Source organism: Herpetosiphon giganteus, assembly GCF_016907925.1.
GTDB lineage: Bacteria > Chloroflexota > Chloroflexia > Chloroflexales > Herpetosiphonaceae > Herpetosiphon > Herpetosiphon giganteus.
In genome coordinates this window covers 156,162-174,181 of sequence record NZ_JAFBCZ010000007.1, presented here as the reverse complement: position 1 = coordinate 174,181, position 18,020 = coordinate 156,162, and the positions used below count along the sequence as shown (strand labels likewise).

Annotated in this window: 14 protein-coding genes; 11 read left to right on the top strand and 3 right to left on the bottom strand. The window is 52.1% G+C overall.

Features of this window, described 5'->3' with window-relative positions; all coding sequences use genetic code 11:
* Positions 1–2: 2 nt before the first annotated feature.
* Positions 3–2,879, top strand: a complete 2,877-nt coding sequence (locus JOD20_RS08735) for a GAF domain-containing protein (protein ID WP_204754899.1) — start codon at positions 3–5, stop codon at positions 2,877–2,879.
* Between the two features lie 116 nt (positions 2,880–2,995).
* Complete coding sequence (locus tag JOD20_RS08730) at positions 2,996–4,843, top strand: arylsulfotransferase family protein (RefSeq protein ID WP_204754898.1); 1,848 nt, start codon at positions 2,996–2,998, stop codon at positions 4,841–4,843.
* Positions 4,844–4,882: 39 nt separating this feature from the next.
* On the opposite strand, the gene JOD20_RS08725 is transcribed toward JOD20_RS08730, so the two are convergent.
* Entirely contained in the window at positions 4,883–5,344 is a 462-nt protein-coding gene (locus tag JOD20_RS08725; RefSeq protein WP_204754897.1) for a PX domain-containing protein, read from the bottom strand.
* Positions 5,345–5,660: 316 nt separating this feature from the next.
* Here JOD20_RS08725 and JOD20_RS08720 point away from each other — a divergent pair, with 316 nt between their 5' ends.
* From JOD20_RS08720 to JOD20_RS08710, 3 genes are all read left to right on the top strand, one after another.
* Positions 5,661–6,158: a hypothetical protein gene (locus tag JOD20_RS08720; RefSeq protein WP_204754896.1), complete on the top strand. Its 498-nt coding sequence runs from the start codon at positions 5,661–5,663 to the stop codon at positions 6,156–6,158.
* 17 nt (positions 6,159–6,175) lie between these two features.
* Entirely contained in the window at positions 6,176–7,009 is an 834-nt protein-coding gene (locus JOD20_RS08715; protein WP_204754895.1) for a hypothetical protein, read from the top strand.
* A 251-nt stretch (positions 7,010–7,260) separates the two neighbouring features.
* A complete protein-coding gene (locus JOD20_RS08710; protein ID WP_204754894.1) occupies positions 7,261–7,926 on the top strand; it encodes a DUF6915 family protein in 666 nt (221 codons plus the stop codon).
* 54 nt (positions 7,927–7,980) lie between these two features.
* Here the strand turns inward: JOD20_RS08710 and JOD20_RS08705 are convergent, their stop codons facing one another.
* Entirely contained in the window at positions 7,981–8,871 is an 891-nt protein-coding gene (locus JOD20_RS08705) for a LysR family transcriptional regulator (protein WP_204754893.1), read from the bottom strand.
* Between the two features lie 177 nt (positions 8,872–9,048).
* Here JOD20_RS08705 and JOD20_RS08700 point away from each other — a divergent pair, with 177 nt between their 5' ends.
* The 6 genes from JOD20_RS08700 to JOD20_RS08675 all read left to right on the top strand — a co-directional run bounded on the left by JOD20_RS08700 (position 9,049) and on the right by JOD20_RS08675 (position 17,505).
* Positions 9,049–10,779, top strand: a complete 1,731-nt coding sequence (locus JOD20_RS08700) for an FAD-dependent oxidoreductase (RefSeq protein ID WP_204754892.1) — start codon at positions 9,049–9,051, stop codon at positions 10,777–10,779.
* A 414-nt stretch (positions 10,780–11,193) separates the two neighbouring features.
* Positions 11,194–12,738, top strand: coding sequence for a glutamine-hydrolyzing GMP synthase (gene guaA / locus JOD20_RS08695; protein WP_204754891.1), 1,545 nt, complete (start codon positions 11,194–11,196; stop codon positions 12,736–12,738).
* Positions 12,739–12,817: 79 nt separating this feature from the next.
* The gene (locus JOD20_RS08690) at positions 12,818–15,451 is read left to right on the top strand and encodes a winged helix-turn-helix domain-containing protein (protein WP_204754890.1); all 2,634 of its coding nucleotides are present in this window, start codon (positions 12,818–12,820) and stop codon (positions 15,449–15,451) included.
* Positions 15,452–15,483: 32 nt separating this feature from the next.
* Positions 15,484–16,506: a hypothetical protein gene (locus JOD20_RS08685; RefSeq protein WP_204754889.1), complete on the top strand. Its 1,023-nt coding sequence runs from the start codon at positions 15,484–15,486 to the stop codon at positions 16,504–16,506.
* A 30-nt stretch (positions 16,507–16,536) separates the two neighbouring features.
* A complete protein-coding gene (locus JOD20_RS08680; protein WP_110514616.1) occupies positions 16,537–17,145 on the top strand; it encodes a CobW family GTP-binding protein in 609 nt (202 codons plus the stop codon).
* 12 nt (positions 17,146–17,157) lie between these two features.
* Positions 17,158–17,505 carry a hypothetical protein gene (locus tag JOD20_RS08675; RefSeq protein ID WP_204754888.1) on the top strand — a complete coding sequence of 116 codons (348 nt, stop codon included), beginning with the start codon at positions 17,158–17,160 and terminating at the stop codon, positions 17,503–17,505.
* On the opposite strand, the gene JOD20_RS08670 is transcribed toward JOD20_RS08675, so the two are convergent.
* Positions 17,497–18,018 carry a peptide deformylase gene (locus tag JOD20_RS08670; RefSeq protein ID WP_204754887.1) on the bottom strand — a complete coding sequence of 174 codons (522 nt, stop codon included), beginning with the start codon at positions 18,016–18,018 and terminating at the stop codon, positions 17,497–17,499. The genes JOD20_RS08675 and JOD20_RS08670 overlap by 9 nt on opposite strands.
* Positions 18,019–18,020: the final 2 nt, after the last annotated feature.

Here is an 18,020-nt window from a genome sequence, read left to right as displayed (position 1 = left end):
CGATGAATGAGTTGCCATTACAGATCTTGGTGGTCGATGACGAGCCACGTTTAAGTGGCCAGTTGCGGTTGTTATTGGAAGGGCAAGGCTACAGCGTTACCACTGCGGTTGGGGGTGCTGCCGGAATTGCCACGCTCCAAGCAAGCGACGTTGATGTCGTGCTGACTGATGTCACCATGCCTGATGTTGATGGCTATACGGTGTTGCAATGGGTGCGCGAAAATCGCCCAGACATGCCGATTATCGTCATGACTGGTTATGGTTCGCTGGAAAGTGCCACTCGGGCGCTGCGCCTTGGGGCTTACGATTATATTTTAAAGCCCTTTTCGTTGCCAACCGTGCAGGCTGCTTTAAACCGCGCTTCGGCAGCAGTTGCCAAACGCCGGGCCGATGGCCAACGCACCGCTGAGCTTTCAGCGATTGCCGCGATTGCCCGCCAAATGGGCCGCTCGTTGGAGCCGGTCGCGATGGCCGATGCAACGCTCAGCGCTATTGCCGAATCGACAGGTGCACAAGTTGCCTTGCTCTACACCGCTGCCGAAAATGGCATGCGCTGGCATTTATGGCGACACGTTGGCCTGAATGAGCAACTTATTCAACAATTAGCCGAATTGTTTCCCCCCAGCCCATTGAGCAAAGCCACGATTGTGTGGGAAGATCGCCCACCTTGGCTGGCCGAGATGCCCTACGAATTATTGCAAGGCATTTGTAGCAGCGTCGGCGGCAAAGTTGCTTGGGGCGCATTGCCGCTCGATGCAGGCCCACAAGCGCTGATGTCGCTGGTGCTGGTTGGTTCGAGCCGCAAAACCCAAGCTTGGTCGCCGCCATTTTTAATTTCCTTGGGCAATGCCTTGAGCATGGCCTTGGTCAATACGCGGCTGTTTAATGCAGTGCGAGAAGAGCGCGACCGTTTGCGCTTGCTGTATGGTATTAGTCGTGAATTGGCTAGCTCGCTCGACCCCGACCAATTGCTTTCGCGGATTATTCAACACACGGTGGCCGCAGTTAATGCAGAGCGTGGCAGCATCATCATTTCATCGCAAGATGGCCGCACCACTCAGCGCATCGTCGCCCGCTATGGCATGGATCAATCGGTGACTGAATCGGTGGCGGCAGCCTTGTTGCAAGCGGGGCTTTCGGGCTGGGTGTTTCGCCAGCGCGAAGCCGCGCGCATCGCCGATGTGCGGGTTGATAAACGCTGGGTTGAATTGCCCTCAACTCGTGGCCGCGTGCGTTCGGCTTTGGCGGTTCCGCTGTTGCGCGAAGATCAAGTGCTCGGCGTGATGACCTTGACCCACCCACGGATCGATCATTTCAGTGCTGCCGATTTGGAGTTGGTGCGCTCGGTTTCGGCTCAGGCAGCGGTGGCAATTGAAAATGCCAATTTGTTTGCCGAGCTTGAGCAACGGGTGTTTGATTTAGAGGGCTTGAATTCGACCAGCCGCGAATTGGCTAGCTCGCTTGATCCGCTGGAAGTGGCGCGCAAAGTGGCCTATCGCTGTGCAGAAATGCTGGCCGCGCCGATGGTTGCGCTGTTGCATGTTGATGATAAAGGCGGAACCTTGCCCTTGGTTTCGTTAATCAATGGCCAAGAGCAACCGCTGTTGAAGCTTGGGCCAATTAGCGCCGCGCTGAACGATCAGGAGCCTGTGCTGTTGACCTCTGCTGGCAGCCAAATTGAGCTTTTGGTCAATAACGAAGAGCCATTGGGCGAAAGCTGGATTGGCGTGCCGCTGATGCTTGGCGATGGGATTAACGGCTTGTTGATTGCCGCCGATGAGCGCCGCGATGCCTTCGATGCCTACGAACGCCAACTCTTGACGGCCTTGGCGGGCCAAGCAGCAGTTGCCATGGAAAGTGCGCGGCTGTATGTGACAGCTTCCGAGGAGCGCACGCTCTTGGCAGCGGTAATTGAATCGGTCAGTGACGGAATTTTGCTGACTGATGAAGGCCAAATTGTGGTTGCCAACCCAGCTGCTGGCGCAATTGCTGGGGTTTCTAATAATCGTTTGGTCAACCAACCATTGCTCACCTTCTTCCCAATGTTGGCAATTTTGGCTCGCCGCGAAGATCAGGAAAGCAAAGAAATCGCGATCAACAATCGCTACTATGCGGTGAACACCGCGCCCTTGCAAAACAGCTCGTTAGGCGGCCAAGTGATTGTGCTGCAAGATATTACCCATTTCAAAGAGCTAGACCAAATCAAGAGCCGCTTTGTTTCGATGGTTTCGCACGACCTTAAATCGCCATTGACCGCAATTCAAGGCTATGCCCAATTGGTCGCCGATGGCCATATGGGCACGGTCAACGAGATGCAGCGCGATGCCTTGCAAGCAGTTGTTCGCAACACTGGCGCAATGACCGCCTTGATTAGCGATTTGCTCGATTTGGGCAAAATCGAGGCAGGCATCGGCATTTCGCCGCAAGAAACTGATTTGTCGGTGGTGCTGCGCGAAGTAATCGATGAATTGAAACTGCGCGCCAAGCAAGGCCAAATCAGCGTCCAGCCAGAAATTCCGCCAAGCTTGCCGTTGCTGGCCGATCCATCGCGGATGCGCCAAGTTTTTACCAACATTCTCTCGAATGCGATCAAATACACGCCAGCAGGCGGCAAGGTGTTGGTCAAAGCGAGCAATGGCGATACCAAAGTGCATGTGCAAATTCAAGATAGCGGCTTGGGTATTCCCGAAGATTCATTGCCGCATATTTTCGAGCGCTTCTATCGCGTCAAGCGCGATATTGATTCGCCGGTTGAGGGCACGGGCCTTGGGCTAGCAATTACCAAAAGCATTGTCGATGAGCATGGCGGCACAATCGAGGTGCAAAGCGCAATTGGCCAAGGCACAACCTTCAACGTCTACCTTCCCCAACACAAATAAATTCAAACAGGGCAGCCCAACCTGCCCTGTTTTTTTATGAGCATCGCCCTTTGATGCTCGCTTAAACCTTACGGCAGCCCAATTGTGGGGTGCTTAGTCTAAGGAGAAAGCTAGCAATGCGCCAATTTTTTGGATGCGCCTGCATCCTAATCGTGATGCTAAGTTTCAGTTTTCCCTCTCGTCAGCCTGCCCAAGCAGCCCCCATGGTCGAATATCGCGATCCAGCGCCATCTGCCAAGACGGTCAACCCAAGCACGACGATTGCAATTCGGCTCGGGCCGCGCTTAAGCAAAGCCGCAGCAGCAACGCTTGATTTTCAGGTGTTCGGCTCGCAGAGCGGATTGCATCAAGGCAAAGTCGTACTCGCCGAAGATCAACGCACCATCATTTTTCAACCAACCACAGCTTTTGCATTTGGCGAAACGGTGCGGGTCAGCATCACTAGCCCGACAATCGCGGCCCTTGATCAACAACAATGGTCGTTTAGCATCGTTGAGCGTGTGGTCGCACAACCAAAGCCTAGCCAACAACTCCGCGCCGAACAAGCTAGCAAACCAACTAGCTCAGCCCAGCCAACAGGCGGCATGCAAATGCTGCGCACCGTGCCCTTCAATATTCCGCCAGTAACCGTCACTTTAGCCATCAGCAACACACCTGGCTATATTTTCGTTAGCCCATTCGATTGGGTCAGCGATGTTACGCCCAATCGCTATTTGCTGATGCTGGATAACGCTGGCGCGCCGATTTATCATCATGGAGCAGGGGCTGGCGATTTCTTGCTCGATTTTCGCAAAATTGCCCCCAATTTGCTTACCTATTACGATAGCTCAACTCTCAAATATCATGTGCTCAATCAACACTATCAAGAAGTTGCAAGCTATCAAGCTGGCAATGGCTATCAAATCGATTACCATGAATTGTTATTGACCCCAGATAATCATGCCATTTTTATGATTTACGCCAATATTCCTTATGATTTAAGCCCGTATGGTGGCGAACAAAATGCCATTCTGACTGAATTAGTTCTGCAGGAGTTGGATGCGGCGGGCAATGTCGTTTTTCAGTGGCGCTCATCTGAGCATATTCCAGTTGGCGATAGTAGCCATAGTTTGGCGGGCAGCGCGCCGGTTGATTATATTCATGGCAATGCGATTGAAGTTGATACTGATGGCCATTGGTTGATCTCCAGCCGCCATACTGATGAAATTACCAAAATCAATCGCCAAACGGGAGCGGTTATTTGGCGTTTTGGGGGCGAGGGCAATCAATTTCAATTTCTCGATAACAGCCCACGCTTCTTTCATCAGCACGATATTCGGCGCTTAGCCAATGGCAATATTATGCTCTACAACAATTGGAATAGCTTGCCACCAAGCGCCAATGCCTTCTCAATGGCCATGGAATATAAGCTCGATGAAATCAACAAAACTGCTCGTTTGGTCAAGAGTTTTCGCACCAATCCCGATCGCTATGGCGTGGCCATGGGTAGTGCCCAACGGCTTGATAACGGTAATACAGGTGTTGGCTGGGGCAGCACAAGTACGCTCTATACCGAGTTTAATGCGCTTGGCCAGCCAGTTTTCGAGTTAACCACGGTCGAGCCAATCGTCAGCTATCGAGCCAAACGCTACGAATGGCAGGGCCAGCCGACGTGGCCGCCAACTCTCGTGGCCGAAAGCCATGGCAACAGCACAAGCTTGTACTACAGCTGGAATGGCGCGACCGAGGTCGCCGATTATCAGGTTTATACTGGGCCAACCAGTGCAAGCTTGAGTTTGCAAAATACCACTCCCAAAACCAGCTTTGAAACCAGCACGAGTGTGGTTAATAATGCCCACTGCTTTGTCCAAGTGCGGGCGCGAAATAGCCAAGGCACGGTTTTAGGCTTATCGGCAATCGCCTTTTTAGCCAGCGATAGCTGTACGCCAAATCGCGTGTACTTGCCAAGCATCAGTATCCAATAACGCTTGCAGCGCGGCACTCGTTTAAACAGTGCCGCGCTGCTATTCACAACGCGCTGGAATCGCTTGCTCACGATCAATGTGTTGGCAAATATACCAAAGCCCATCGATTTTTTGCAGCAGCAACTGGCTCGTCTGCGAGACAGTGTTACTAAGATCAAAAAAATAATGAACTTCGATCGCGGCATAATCGGCCTGTATATAGCGAGGTGCTTCATGAGTCATTGAATAAATTGGCCCATGGACTCGAAATGGCCCGCCATAGCCAGCAGCAAAAGATTGTTGATTATTGATCGTAAAGCCAGTCCGTGCTTTGGGCGTATACAATGGCTCAATTTCAGCATAGCGTTGCTTAACGCTCAACTCGCCCAACAATTGCACCACTGTTTCAGGTGCTTGTTGGGCGGTTTGATGGGTTGCATTCGCAACCACTACGGTTTGACTATTGCCACCACAAGCACTCAACCAGAGCCAACAGCCGAAAATAACTAAAATTCGTTGCATTGCATAGTCCTCCCTAAATCCTCAGTAATTAAGCAGCTAGCATACAGTGTGACAGCATTTGACACAAGCATGTGGTATAGCTAGGTCGATTGATTTAGTGAGAGCAACGACCTATGCCTGAATATCCCACTCTGCGCTTAAACCAGCAAAGTTTACGCAATCATTTTCAGCAAATCGCAGCGAAAGCTACGCATCAACTTGCAACATATGAGCACGTTGGCCTAGCCCGAAGCGCGTACTATTTGCGAAAGGCGAACATGCTTTCAAACGCTGCCAACCAAGCCCAGCAATGTAAGTCAGTGGGAGCAAACAACCTATGAGCATCGATGGCCCATTGCTTGAACCAAGCGCCAATCCCGCCCAACGCTTACTCACGCTATTGCAAGCTCACCAGATTGTCGCGATCGAATGGTCAATCTACAACAACAACGATGAGGCCGACGAGGGTTTCTGTAACTATCACTTTGCTGATGGCAGCAGCACGCCGTTTCATCAAGGCCTCGCCAACCAAGAATTAGAGCGCTTGGTTTGGGATGTAGTCAATGAGGATTGGTCTAACGCTTTTGCGGGCCAGCAACCATATGGAGTGTATCGGCTTGATGTGCAAACCGCCCAAATCAGCTATTTAGGCATGCTTTGGAGCAGCTACGAGTATGAAGATTTACGGGCTTTTGCTGAATTTGAGCCAAGTGCAATTCCCCATCCCGTCATTCAACACCCAGTTAACCAAGATTTGTATGTGATGTATTTGCCCGATGAGCTGCGCCAAGCGGTCGATCTGGCGCATTGGAATGGCACACAGCAGAGTTATTAGCTTTGAGTGGAGAACCTATGCAATTAGCATATCCGACCCTGCGCTTAAATCGCCAACGCTTGCTCGATACTGCGCAACGAATATACAAGCAATCCCAAGCCGAGAGCGAAATTTATGGCTTGAACCGACCAGATTTTGCTCGCTGTTTATATTATTTGCGTAAACCGCAGGCCGCTGATTATTTGCGCCAAGTCGCGCAGAAACAGCCTAATCTGCTAAATTATGAAGCAGCGCGGATCAATTGGTATCGGCTAGCAGGCGATCAGGCAGCGATGCAAACTCTCTATCAGCAATTATTACACAAAGCAGCCAAAGCAGACCGCCGCGCTTATGCTGATTATCAAGTGCAAATCTTCGAAGCCCACTTTTGGCTCAGCAACGATCGCGAATGTATCCAGCTCTATCAACGCGAAGCAAGCCTTCAAGAATGGCCATTATTAAGTTTAATCGCCCAAATTGCTGAAGCCCGCTTAACTCGTAACCAACACCTAGCCTTGGCAATGGCACAGCGCTTCGCCCAAGAAATTCGTACCGAATTACTTGAACCATGGGATGATTGGCTGCTCAATTATTGGGATTTATATGAAATTTGCTGTAGCTTGCTCGACCCGCCGCTCCAACTCGATACAGCCTTGATTGCGCCAGCCAGCAACCCGAGCCAACGCTTGCTTGAGCTATGCCATGCCGAACAGGTTGTTGCCGTTGAATGGGCAACCTACAATAATGAAGATGAGGGCGAAATTGGCTATCAAAGCTATACCCTTGCCGATGGCACAACCAAATCGTTTGGGGCAGGCTTTGTCAACCAAGAATTAGAGCGCTTGGTGTGGGACATCATGAATTTTGATTAGTTTCAGGCAATCTCCCAATATCAACAATATGGGATTTATCGGCTGGATGTTGCGAAGGCAGTTGTCAACCATATAGGCGAGATTTGGACGAGCTACGATTACGACGAAATGGAAGCCCAAGGCTTGCTTAATGACAATTATGCGCTCACGCCGCATCCTACCGATCCTGACTTGTATGTAATGTCTTTGCCTGAAGCACAACATCAAACCATTGATGTGGCCTTTTGGCAGGGCCAACGGCGGAGTTATTGATGTCGCATCCCTATTATCACGCGCGCAGCGCAGCCCAGCGCTGGGGCGGCATTTGGCAAGATTATTGGCCAATTGAACATTGGTTTGATAGTAGCAAAAGCTATTGTATCGATCCGCGCCATCGCATGTTGTTGCATCAAGCCTATGGCATTGAATTATGTCTAGCAATCTTTGGCGAGGTTTGGCAGCGAGCATCCGATCAACAAACTGTGCCAACCGAGTTAATCGCCATCCAGCATATTCAAGAGGATTTTGCTGGCATAGTGCCAAGCCTTGAGCAATGGTTTGCCAGCACAAGCACGCCTGCATGGCTGCGACCCAAAGCTGGAATTACTGAAATTTGCCTGCAACGCTTTGGCGGCCACGAAACCGATTATGCAGATTTTGAAACATGGTTCAATCGGCCAAGTCGTTATGGAGCTGATCCGCATTATCAATTATTGGTGTTGAACACATTCGCAGCCTTTTTATGCGAGCAAACTTTAGGCGTGCTGTGGCAACGTCCATCGGATGCCAAGCAATTTCCAACCCGCATTATTGCCGAAGCGATTATCAATCGTCTGTGTGGCGGCTATATTCCTGCGCCGTTGGAGGTGCTCAAGTTCACGCCGGTTAAGCCATGGATGAGCCAAGGAGCCAAAGCACTTTCACGCCAATTTGATTAACTCATCCCTCACTCCAACCCCTCTCCCACGGCGCGGGCGAGGGGCTTTTGCATTTTATGGTTCTTGGGCATAATGCTGGCTGACCCATTCGTGCAATACCTGATGGAGCGCCGCCGCTGCAGGCGAAGGCTGGCGTTGACTATGGCGAATCAGCCGCAAGGTGCGGTGCAAGCCGCCATCAGCAATCGTCAAGGCATGCAAGCCGATGCGTTGATCGATAGCTAATTGCGGGACGACCGCCACACCCAAGCCTGCCGCCACCAAGCTGACCACCGTATCCATCTCGCCGCCATCGAGCACAATCCGCGGCGCAAAGCCAGCTTGCTCGCAGAGTTGCAAGGTATAATTGCGCAATTCGTAGCCCTGCGGAAACAAGATAAAGCCTTCATCACGTAACTCGCTAGCAAGCACACTCTGACGCTGAGCAAAGCGATGCTGCTGACTAACTGCCACGACCAGCGGCTCGCTCAGCAAGGTGGTCGATTCTACGCCATGCACAAGCGCTGAAACAATCGCCAGATCAACCACGCCTGCATTGAGCAATTCGACCAACTCGCTGGCTCCAGCCTCGTGCAATTCGAGTTGAATGCCTTGGTAGCGCCGATTGAAAGCCGCCAAGGCCTGCGGAATTAGCCGCGTGCCGACCGTTGGCGTAACGCCCAACGAAACATGGCCAACCGTCAGATCGGCGCGGGCTTGCAAAGCTTGGCGCGCTGCCTGAATTTCGGCCAAGATTCGCCGCGCATAGGGTAGTAGCACATGGCCAGCATCGCTCAATTCAACCCCACGCCCAACCCGATCAAACAACTGCACCCCAACTTCCTGCTCCAACGCTTGCAACGCTTTGCTCATCGAAGGCTGGGCAATATGCTGTTCGTGGGCAGCTTTGGTCACGTTGCCCAACCGCGCCACCGCTTCAAAATAGCGTAATTGACTAAATTCCATCGTTGCTCCTTGATTAATATGTGATAGCCTCAGGCTATGATTTATAGAGCAATCATATCTTAGACGTAGCGATTTGTTAACGGTAGAGTAAGCAACAACAACTATATGCCTTGGCGCAATACGGGGCAATCGTTGATTGATTGCGCTGAGGCTTCATGCTACACAACGAGGTATGTTATGCGGCAGCGTTACACAAGCGATGTTTTGGTGATTGGCACAGGCGGGGCTGGTTTACGGGCAGCAATTGAGTTGCACGATCAAGGCTTGAAGGTGTTGTTGGTTGGTAAGCGGCCAAAAGCCGATGCCCACACGGTTTTAGCTGCTGGCGGCATTAATGCAGCCTTGGCGACGGTCGATCCTGAAGATACGTGGGCGATTCATGCCGCCGATACCTTGCAAGAGGGCAGAATGCTCGGCGACCCACGCATGGTCGAATTGCTCTGCCAACAAGCACCGCAAGCAATTGCTGAATTAGAAGCCTGGGGCATGCCATTTGCGCGCACAAGCACTGGATTGATCGATCAGCGCTATTTTGGGGCGCATCGCTATCGACGCACATGCTTTGTTGGCGATTACACTGGGCTTGAGATTATTAATGCCTTGATGCGCGAAGTTGAGCGCCGCCAAATTCCAATTCTCGAACGAGCATATATCAGCGATTTGCTGCACACTGGCAATCGGGTCAATGGCGCATATGGCTTTTGGCTGGCAGATCAACGCCAATTTGTGATTGAAAGCAACGCCGTTATTTTGGCAACGGGCGGCCATATTCACATCTATCAACGCTCCTCGTCGCGGCGACGCGAAAATACTGGCGATGGCATGGCCTTGGGCTTGCACGTTGGCGCACACTTGGCTGATATGGAATTAGTGCAATTCCACCCATCGGGCATGATTTTCCCACACGAATTGGCCGGAACCTTGGTAACTGAAGCAGTGCGCGGCGAAGGCGGGCAACTTTACAATCGCCATGGCGAGCGGTTTATGCAGCGCTACGATGCTGAACGCATGGAATTATCGACCCGCGACCGCGTGGCCTTGGCCAATTACACTGAAATTATGGCAGGTCGCGGCAGCGAACATGGCGGGGTTTGGCTCGATATTAGCCATATGCCAGCAAGCTTGATTCGCGAACGCTTGCCACGGATGGTCGAGCAATTTCAAGCTGTGGGCGTTGATATTACCCGCGAGGCCATGCAAATTGCGCCCACCGCCCATTATTCCATGGGTGGCTTGAAAGTCGATCCCTTCAGTCACGCGACTAATGTTGCTGGCTTGTATGCTGCTGGCGAGGTAACCGCTGGCGTGCATGGAGCCAATCGCTTGGGCGGCAATAGTTTGGCCGAAATTTTGGTCTTTGGGCGGATTGCGGGCCAGCATGCTGCCGAATATGTGCGCCAACACAGCGAGCAGCCAGTCCAAGCGGCGCAAATTCAGCAAGCAGCTGAACGCTTGGCGTGGGCTAGCCAGCAAGCAGGCGATTTCCAGCGCAGCCTGATCGATCAATTGCAGCAGCTGGTTTGGCACGGCGCGGGGGTGGTACGCAACGAACAAACGCTCGAAGCCAGCCTTGATCAACTGCATACACTGCGTTCTCAGTCGCAACAACGCTCGGTTGGCCCAGCCGATTTGGCCGCCAGCTTAGATTTACAATCGATGTTGTTGACCGCAGAAGCCACGATTTTGGCAGCCTTGATGCGGCCCGAAAGCCGTGGCGCACACCAACGCAGCGATTTTCCGGCAACTGATCCATTATGGCAACGCACAATCGTGATCAAGCCGTATCGCGATCAAACTGAACAGCTACGGCTTGAGCTTACAACCGAGTTAATTCCAACCGCCAGCGAGGACGTGCAAGCAGCCTTCAACCAACAAGAATACAGTGTGGCTGGAAGGCTCGTTGAATAACTATTTTTAATCCACGAAGGGCACGAAGGCTATATAATTTATGTCCTTCGTGTCCTTCGTGGATCAACATAAATCCCAATCTCCTAATCCCCCATCCCTATGCTCTATGTGTAATAGTTCATTGGATTGGCAACCGTGTCCCCTCACCCCCCAGCCCCCTCGCCCACGAAAACGCGGGTGAGGGGGAGCACGCATTTTCGCCACGCAGTGCGGCAGAACCACGCGATTAAAGCCCCTCGCCCGCCACGTGGGAGAGGGGTTGGGGTGAGAGGATCAAGCCGTGGTTAACCTGATGTACCAGTACATCTATGCTCTATGTTCTATGTTCTACCTTCTGCATTCCTATGTTAAACTAGCCGCATCGTATGCTCAACCAGAATAACAACGCCGTTGTTGTGCCAAACTGAGGAAACAATGACACAGAATGAAGCAATTGTGGTGCTTGATTATGGCTCACAATATAGTCAGTTGATTGTGCGGCGGGTTCGTGAGGCGGGCGTTTATAGCGAATTAGTGCGCTTCGATGCCGATGAGGCGACGATTGCCGCGCTCAAGCCCAAGGGCGTGATTCTTTCGGGCGGGCCAAATAGCGTTTATGCTGAAGGCGCACCGCATCTGCCAGACTGGGTTTTGGCCAGCAATTTGCCAGTTTTGGGCATTTGCTATGGGTTGCAGTTGCAGGCTCATCATCTGGGCGGCAAAGTTGCGCCATCCAACGACCGCGAATTTGGCCATGCCGTAATTACGATTACTGCTGAATCGCCGCTCTTGGCCGATATTCCCAGCGAACATTCGGTTTGGATGAGCCACGGCGATCGCTTGGAAACCCTGCCTGCTGGCTGGCATCCGATTGCGGTTAGCCCCAATTCGCCCTATGCAGCGGCTGCCGATGAAGCGCGGCGCTGGTATGGGCTGCAATTTCACCCCGAGGTCGTGCATTCACCGTATGGCAAGCAAGTGCTGCACAATTTTATCTATCGCATTTGCGAATGCGCTGGGATCTGGCAGCCAAGCCAGTTTATCCAAGAAGCAGTTGCACGCATTCAGCAGCAAGCACCAAGCGGCCAAGTGATTTGTGCGCTGAGTGGCGGGGTCGATTCGGCGGTTGCAGCCTTGTTGGCCCATCAAGCCATCGGCGAGCGCTTGACCTGCATTTTTGTGGATAACGGCTTGTTGCGGCGTGGCGAGGCCGAGCAAGTTTCGCGCACCTTCCGCGATCACTTCCAAATTGAATTGATCACGGTTGACGCTGCCGACGAATTTTTGGGCGCGCTGGCTGGCGTGACCGACCCAGAACAAAAGCGCAAAATCATCGGCGAAAAATTTATTCGCATTTTCGAGCGCGAAGCCCGCAACCTCGACGATGCCGCCTACTTGGTGCAAGGCACGCTCTATCCCGATGTGATCGAATCAACAGCGCCCGATCGCAACGTGGCGGTTAAGATCAAAACCCATCATAACGTGGGCGGCTTGCCCGCTGATATGAAATTGAAGGTCATCGAGCCATTGCGCATGTTGTTTAAGGATGAAGTGCGAGCAGCAGGCTTGGCATTGGGCTTGCCCGAAGATTGGGTTTGGCGGCATCCCTTCCCTGGCCCTGGTTTGGCCGTGCGTTTGCTGGGCGCAATTAGCTTTGAGCGCTTGGAAACCTTGCGCCATGCCGATGCGATTTTCCTTGAAGAATTGCGCGCAGCGGGCTTGTATCGCGCTACCCAACAGGCCTTTGCGGTCTTGTTGCCAGTTCAGAGCGTTGGCGTGATGGGCGATTATCGCACTTACGCCGATACAATTGCGATTCGCGCAGTCAGCACCGAGGACTTTATGACCGCCGATTGGGCGCGTTTGCCCTACGAACTGTTAGCGAAAGTCTCTAGTCGGATCGTTAACGAAGTCACTGGAGTCAATCGGGTGGTCTATGATATTTCCTCGAAACCACCAGCCACCATCGAATGGGAATAACCTTCTGACCGAATCAAACCCATTCTAGCAGGAGCATAGACCACCAAATTACGGTGGTCTATGTTGCCAAATGAGCACTATGAGCGATTTGCATCAATTAGTTTTGTTGACCAAATTGGCAGCTCCGCACACCCCAAGTACGCTGGTTGAGCGCCAGCATGTGCTTGAACGCCTAGCCGTTCGCGGGCGCGTAACCCTGATTACCGCGAGCGCTGGCAGCGGCAAAACCACCTTGCTGAGTGCAATGGCTGCTGAGCGCCAGCGCGTTGCTTGGCTCACCTTAGATAGTAACGACAATGATGCAATTCGCTTTGCCCGCTATCTGATTGCCGCCCTGCAAACGCTTGAACCAGCCTTAGGCCGCAATGCCATGGCCTTGTTGAATGGCTTGCAGCAACCAGCAATCGAAGCAGTCTTAACCTTATTGATCAACGAAATTAGCGTCGCTCAGCTCGCGCCAATCGTGCTGGTGCTCGATGATTATCATTGGATCGATACGCCAGTGGTGCATACGGCGCTGGCGTGGTTTATCGATCAACTCCCAGCCCAATTGCACCTGATTATCGCCAGCCGCACTGTGCCACCCTTGCCGTTGGGGCGCTGGCGCGGACGCGGCTACCTCAGCGAAATCGATGCCAACGTGCTGCGATTTAATTCTGCTGAAACTGCCCAATTGCTGCGCCAAACCCTCAGCGATTTGCCCGATCAAGCAACGATCGATTGGCTGACCGAGCGCACTGAAGGCTGGGTTGCTGGGCTACAATTGGCAGCGCTTTCGGCCAAAGATCGGGCCAATGTCCAACAATTATTAAGTGGGTTTAGCGGCAGTCATCGCTATATTTTCGATTACTTGGCCGAAGAAGTGCTCGATCGGCTTGACCCAGCGACGGTTGAATTTTTGCTTGCCACCAGCGTCGCCGAGCGCTTGACCGGAGCTTTATGCGACCAGCTTTTGGATTGGCAGCCAGGCACAGGCGCGCAAATGCTAGTGCAATTGGAGGCAGCCCAACTCTTTTTGGTCGCGCTCGATGATGAACGACGCTGGTATCGCTATCATCATTTATTTGCCGAATTTTTGCGTTTTCGGCTTCAACAGCTCGATCCGCAAGCCCCAACCGAGTATTTGCAACGGGCCAGCGCTTGGCATGCAGCCAACAACGATTTGAATACGGCGATTAGCTATAGTTTAGCAGCCAACGATCATCAACAAGCCACCAATTTGATTGCCCAATTTGGCCGCGATGCCTTGATGCGTGGCGAGGCTTTGAGCGTGCGTAATTGGTTGGCGCGCTTGCCAGCCAGCCAACTCAGCCAATCCAGCCATTTGGCCTTAATTGCAGCCTGGTCGCAATTGCTGACCGTCGATATTTTGGGCATCGAAGAGCATCTTAACCAAGCCAGTGCCCAGCTTGCAGCCTTGCCTCAAGCCGAGCAAGCCCGCGCCAAAGCAGAAATTGCCACAATAGAGGCAGTGTTGTTGCGCTTTGGCGATAATATCGAGCATTCAATGCGCCATTCGCAGGCAGCGCTTGAACTCGTCGAACACGATGATTTGGTGCTACGCGGCATTTTGCTGGGCAATTTAACCGTTTCGGCGCGCTTAACTGGCAATTTAACCATTGCGGTGGCGGCGGCCAGCGATGCAGTGACGATCAATCAACGCAGCGGCAACACCTTTGCCATGCTCTTGGCAATTGCCGATCTTGGCCAGATTCAAGCGCAACAAGGCGATTTGCGCAAAGCCGCCGCAACCTATCGCCGTGGCATCGAGCTAGCCAGCGAGCGTGGTTGGCATCAAGTGCCAGCCTTGGGCTTAATTCACGTTGGCTTAGGCGAAGTCTGTTACGAATGGAACCAGCTTGAGCAAGCCCAAACGCACGCCGAGCAAGCGATTGCAATTGCCCAAATTAATGGCTATTTGGATATTGCCACCGATGGCTATCGTTTGCGGGCACGAGTTGAGCATGCCAACAACGAGCGGCGCAATAGCCAAGCCTCAATCGAGCAAGCGCTGCATTTTGCCCAACGCAATAATGTTGGGCGCTTTGTCAACGAAGTGCAAGCCACTCAAGCCCGCATGGCCTTGATTCTCGGCGATCTGGCTACGGTGCGGCGCTGGGCGCAAAGCGTGCAGCAAACAGTTTGGCAATGGCAGCAGGTTGGCGCGGCCAATACCTATGCCCGCTGGCTGATTGCCAATAACGAGCCAGCCCAAGCGATTCAACTGATACAACCATTACTCCAACAAACGATCAAATATGGCGGCAATCGGTTGGAGTGGCTGTTGAGCTTAGCCTTAGCCTATGCCGCCCAAAATAACTCCAAGCCAGCCCAAGCCCAGCTCGAACAAGCTTTAGCAATCAGTGAGCATGAAGGAGCGTTGCGCGGCTTGCTTGATGCAGGCCCAGTGCTAGCCCAATTGCTACGCGAAGGCACGAGCTATGCCGCCCAGCGAGCGGCGATTGTGGCTGCAATGCTGCAACACAGCAGCACCGCCAGCGCTGCCCAAAGCCTCAACGAGCCACTGAGCGAACGCGAAATCGAAGTGCTGAAATTATTGGCGTTGGGCCATAGCAACGCCGAAATTGCTGAACGTTTAATCATTGCGATCGGTACAGTTAAACGCCATGTCAATAATTTGCTCGGCAAGTTAAATGCGCGCAGCCGCACCGAAGCCGTGGCAATCGCCCGCGACGAAGGCTTATTGCATTAACCAACCAAAATAATGAGTTCAGGGAGAACACTATGGGGCATCGCGCCAATTTAGTTATCGTGACCGAAACCGGCTATGAGCTGTATTACGATCATTGGATCGCCAATACTTTGCCGTTTCAGGTTTTTTGGGGGCTGGAACACGCCCTCAAACTTATTCGCCTGCAAGCCCAACGCGAGCCAGATCAATGGACTAATCCGGTCTATGCAGAAGGTGGCGTTTTGATTGATCCGTTTGAGCAGGTGGTATTGCTCTTTGGCGGCAATTATATTTCATCGAATCTCTCATTCCAAGCAGTTTTTATCGAATGTATGGGCTATCAATGGCCTGGCTGGAAGATTCAATGGGCCTATAGTGAGCTATACGATTTTGCTGCGTATCTTGGAATTTTGCACGATTTTTGTCAACACTTTTCTTTATCAGAAGCTCGAAAAGAGTGCTTCGCTTATGGAGTAGTCGCAAACCTTGATTTGGCTACGCCGACTACACCGTTATCGACATTGCTCAGTATCCGTTTTAATGATGGCCAAGTGTATTTCTTTCCTTTACAAGAAGATATATTTAATTTGCTCTATGCACCGCTGCAAGCTTTTGATGGTTTACAGCAGCATTTAATCTATCAAACATTTGATTTGAGTTTGATGCATAAAGAGTTAGTTGATTGTTTGCATCTTGATCTGCAACAGCAGGTTGTGCATGTCTGGAGTGCTGAGCTTAACGCAAACCTGCAATTGTTGCCGCATCCTTGGCCTGGCTGGCGCTTGTACCACTATGGCTATGATTTTAGCCACTATCAGCAAATCGTTGATCAGCAAGTAATCTTACCCAGCGTAGACTATGCAGCTGCTTGGGAAGTAATCAAAACTCAATTACTCGGCGATCATCAGAATCAAGCATTTGATTTTTTGGCTAAGATTCTCGACAAAAGCCAGGCCCAAGTAATTCAAATCCCCGCCGACACACTAAAACACCACGAATATCACTTGCCCTTGGAGCAGCGCGAGGCATTATTGGCGGCGACTGAGGCGGCATTTCGCCAAGCACATGGTCTATAATACCAAGGTGATTCAGCGGAGGGCACGGCCATGCGCGCGGCGGTATTAACTGGCTTTTTGGGAACAGGCAAAACAACCTTGCTCTTGGCGGTCGCCAATGCTTTGGCTGATCGGGGCGAGTATGTGGCGATTATCGAAAACGAGCGCGGGAGCGTCGGCATCGATGGCCGCTATTTGCAATCGCAGGGCATGACCGTGCGCGAATTGCGGGCTGGCTGTGTGTGTTGCGATTTGGCCTTGCCTTTGCAAATTACAGTGCAGCGCTTGAGCGAGCATTATGAGCCAGATTGGCTGCTGCTCGAAGCCAGTGGGATTGCCAAGCCTGAATTGCTCAAAGCCAGTTTGCAACACCCAATGATCAGCCAAATCAATTGGCGCTTTATTGCCTTGGTCGATCCGGTGCGCTTTGGCAAAATGTGGCACGATAGCTATGGCTTAGGTGATTTATTGCGTGGCCAAATTAATATTGCCGATGTGATTGTATTGCCCAAAAGCGATTTAGTAGAGCCAAGCGTACTGGAGCATGTCGCTGCCGAGATTCGCAGTTTGCGCCCCGATGTACCAGTGATTCCGTTTACTGCCGATGACCCAGCGGCAACCACCTTGATGCTACGGGCATTTAGTGAGCCATTGCGCTAAAGGAGCAACCACATGCTAGAAATTGGCGCAGCAACGATTGTTGAACAACTCGAACTTGCAGCAACCAACCAGATGCAAGCGCTGTTTGAAGCTGCCTTGCAAGCCGCCGACGAGTGCATTTGCACCGCCGCGCCTGAGTGGCTTGGCCATTGTAAATTAATGATGGATACAGGCGATCAGGTGGGTTATGTTTCGCGCACCGAGGCCAACGGTCATAATTCGTGGAGCAATGCACCCAAGCCATTGGCTGCTGCAACCAAGGCCGAGATTACAATCTATATTGCAGTCTATGGAATTGATGATCGCCATGCGCAGCTTGCGGCTCAAGTAGCCCAAACCATGCTCAAGCAATTAATGTGATTCGCGGCTAACGTAGCGTTTTTCATATTCTTGAGTGGTGCAGAGGCTATGCAAATCGGGGTTGCGATCGAGCCACACAAAGCCATCAAGATGATCCATTTCGTGCTGGATAATTCGCGAGAGGCTGCCTGTAGCTTCGATCCGTTGCTCTTCACCAGCCAGGGTATAGGCGACAACGGTTACGCCAAGCGGGCGTTGCACCAGCCCCCAAATGCCAGGAAAACTAAAACACGATTCATAGCGCTCGTCTTCCTCGCGGCTCCAGCGCTCAAAACGTGGGTTGACCAAAACCAAATTTGTTTCAGGAGTATCGATTAGAATCAGGCGTTTGAGCACACCAATTTGCGGGGCAGCAATACCTCGGCCATAGCCAATGCGTTGGCGCATATTGGTCAAGGTATCGCGCATATCATTCAAAATCCGCGCCACTTCAGGGCTAGTTGGGTCGGCGAAGGGAGTTGCTGGCTGGCGTAACAATGGGTTTCCAAGCTCGATCAATGATACAACCGCCATAG

What these genes read in the sequence shown, in the direction of transcription:
- JOD20_RS08735 (WP_204754899.1), top strand. Translation starts at nt 3, where the DNA reads ATGAATGAGTTGCCATTACAGATCTTGGTGGTCGATGACGAGCCACGT.
- JOD20_RS08730 (WP_204754898.1), top strand. Translation starts at nt 2,996, where the DNA reads ATGCGCCAATTTTTTGGATGCGCCTGCATCCTAATCGTGATGCTAAGT.
- JOD20_RS08725 (WP_204754897.1), bottom strand. Translation starts at nt 5,344, where the DNA reads ATGCAACGAATTTTAGTTATTTTCGGCTGTTGGCTCTGGTTGAGTGCT.
- JOD20_RS08720 (WP_204754896.1), top strand. Translation starts at nt 5,661, where the DNA reads ATGAGCATCGATGGCCCATTGCTTGAACCAAGCGCCAATCCCGCCCAA.
- JOD20_RS08715 (WP_204754895.1), top strand. Translation starts at nt 6,176, where the DNA reads ATGCAATTAGCATATCCGACCCTGCGCTTAAATCGCCAACGCTTGCTC.
- JOD20_RS08710 (WP_204754894.1), top strand. Translation starts at nt 7,261, where the DNA reads ATGTCGCATCCCTATTATCACGCGCGCAGCGCAGCCCAGCGCTGGGGC.
- JOD20_RS08705 (WP_204754893.1), bottom strand. Translation starts at nt 8,871, where the DNA reads ATGGAATTTAGTCAATTACGCTATTTTGAAGCGGTGGCGCGGTTGGGC.
- JOD20_RS08700 (WP_204754892.1), top strand. Translation starts at nt 9,049, where the DNA reads ATGCGGCAGCGTTACACAAGCGATGTTTTGGTGATTGGCACAGGCGGG.
- guaA (WP_204754891.1), top strand. Translation starts at nt 11,194, where the DNA reads ATGACACAGAATGAAGCAATTGTGGTGCTTGATTATGGCTCACAATAT.
- JOD20_RS08690 (WP_204754890.1), top strand. Translation starts at nt 12,818, where the DNA reads ATGAGCGATTTGCATCAATTAGTTTTGTTGACCAAATTGGCAGCTCCG.
- JOD20_RS08685 (WP_204754889.1), top strand. Translation starts at nt 15,484, where the DNA reads ATGGGGCATCGCGCCAATTTAGTTATCGTGACCGAAACCGGCTATGAG.
- JOD20_RS08680 (WP_110514616.1), top strand. Translation starts at nt 16,537, where the DNA reads ATGCGCGCGGCGGTATTAACTGGCTTTTTGGGAACAGGCAAAACAACC.
- JOD20_RS08675 (WP_204754888.1), top strand. Translation starts at nt 17,158, where the DNA reads ATGCTAGAAATTGGCGCAGCAACGATTGTTGAACAACTCGAACTTGCA.
- JOD20_RS08670 (WP_204754887.1), bottom strand. Translation starts at nt 18,018, where the DNA reads ATGGCGGTTGTATCATTGATCGAGCTTGGAAACCCATTGTTACGCCAG.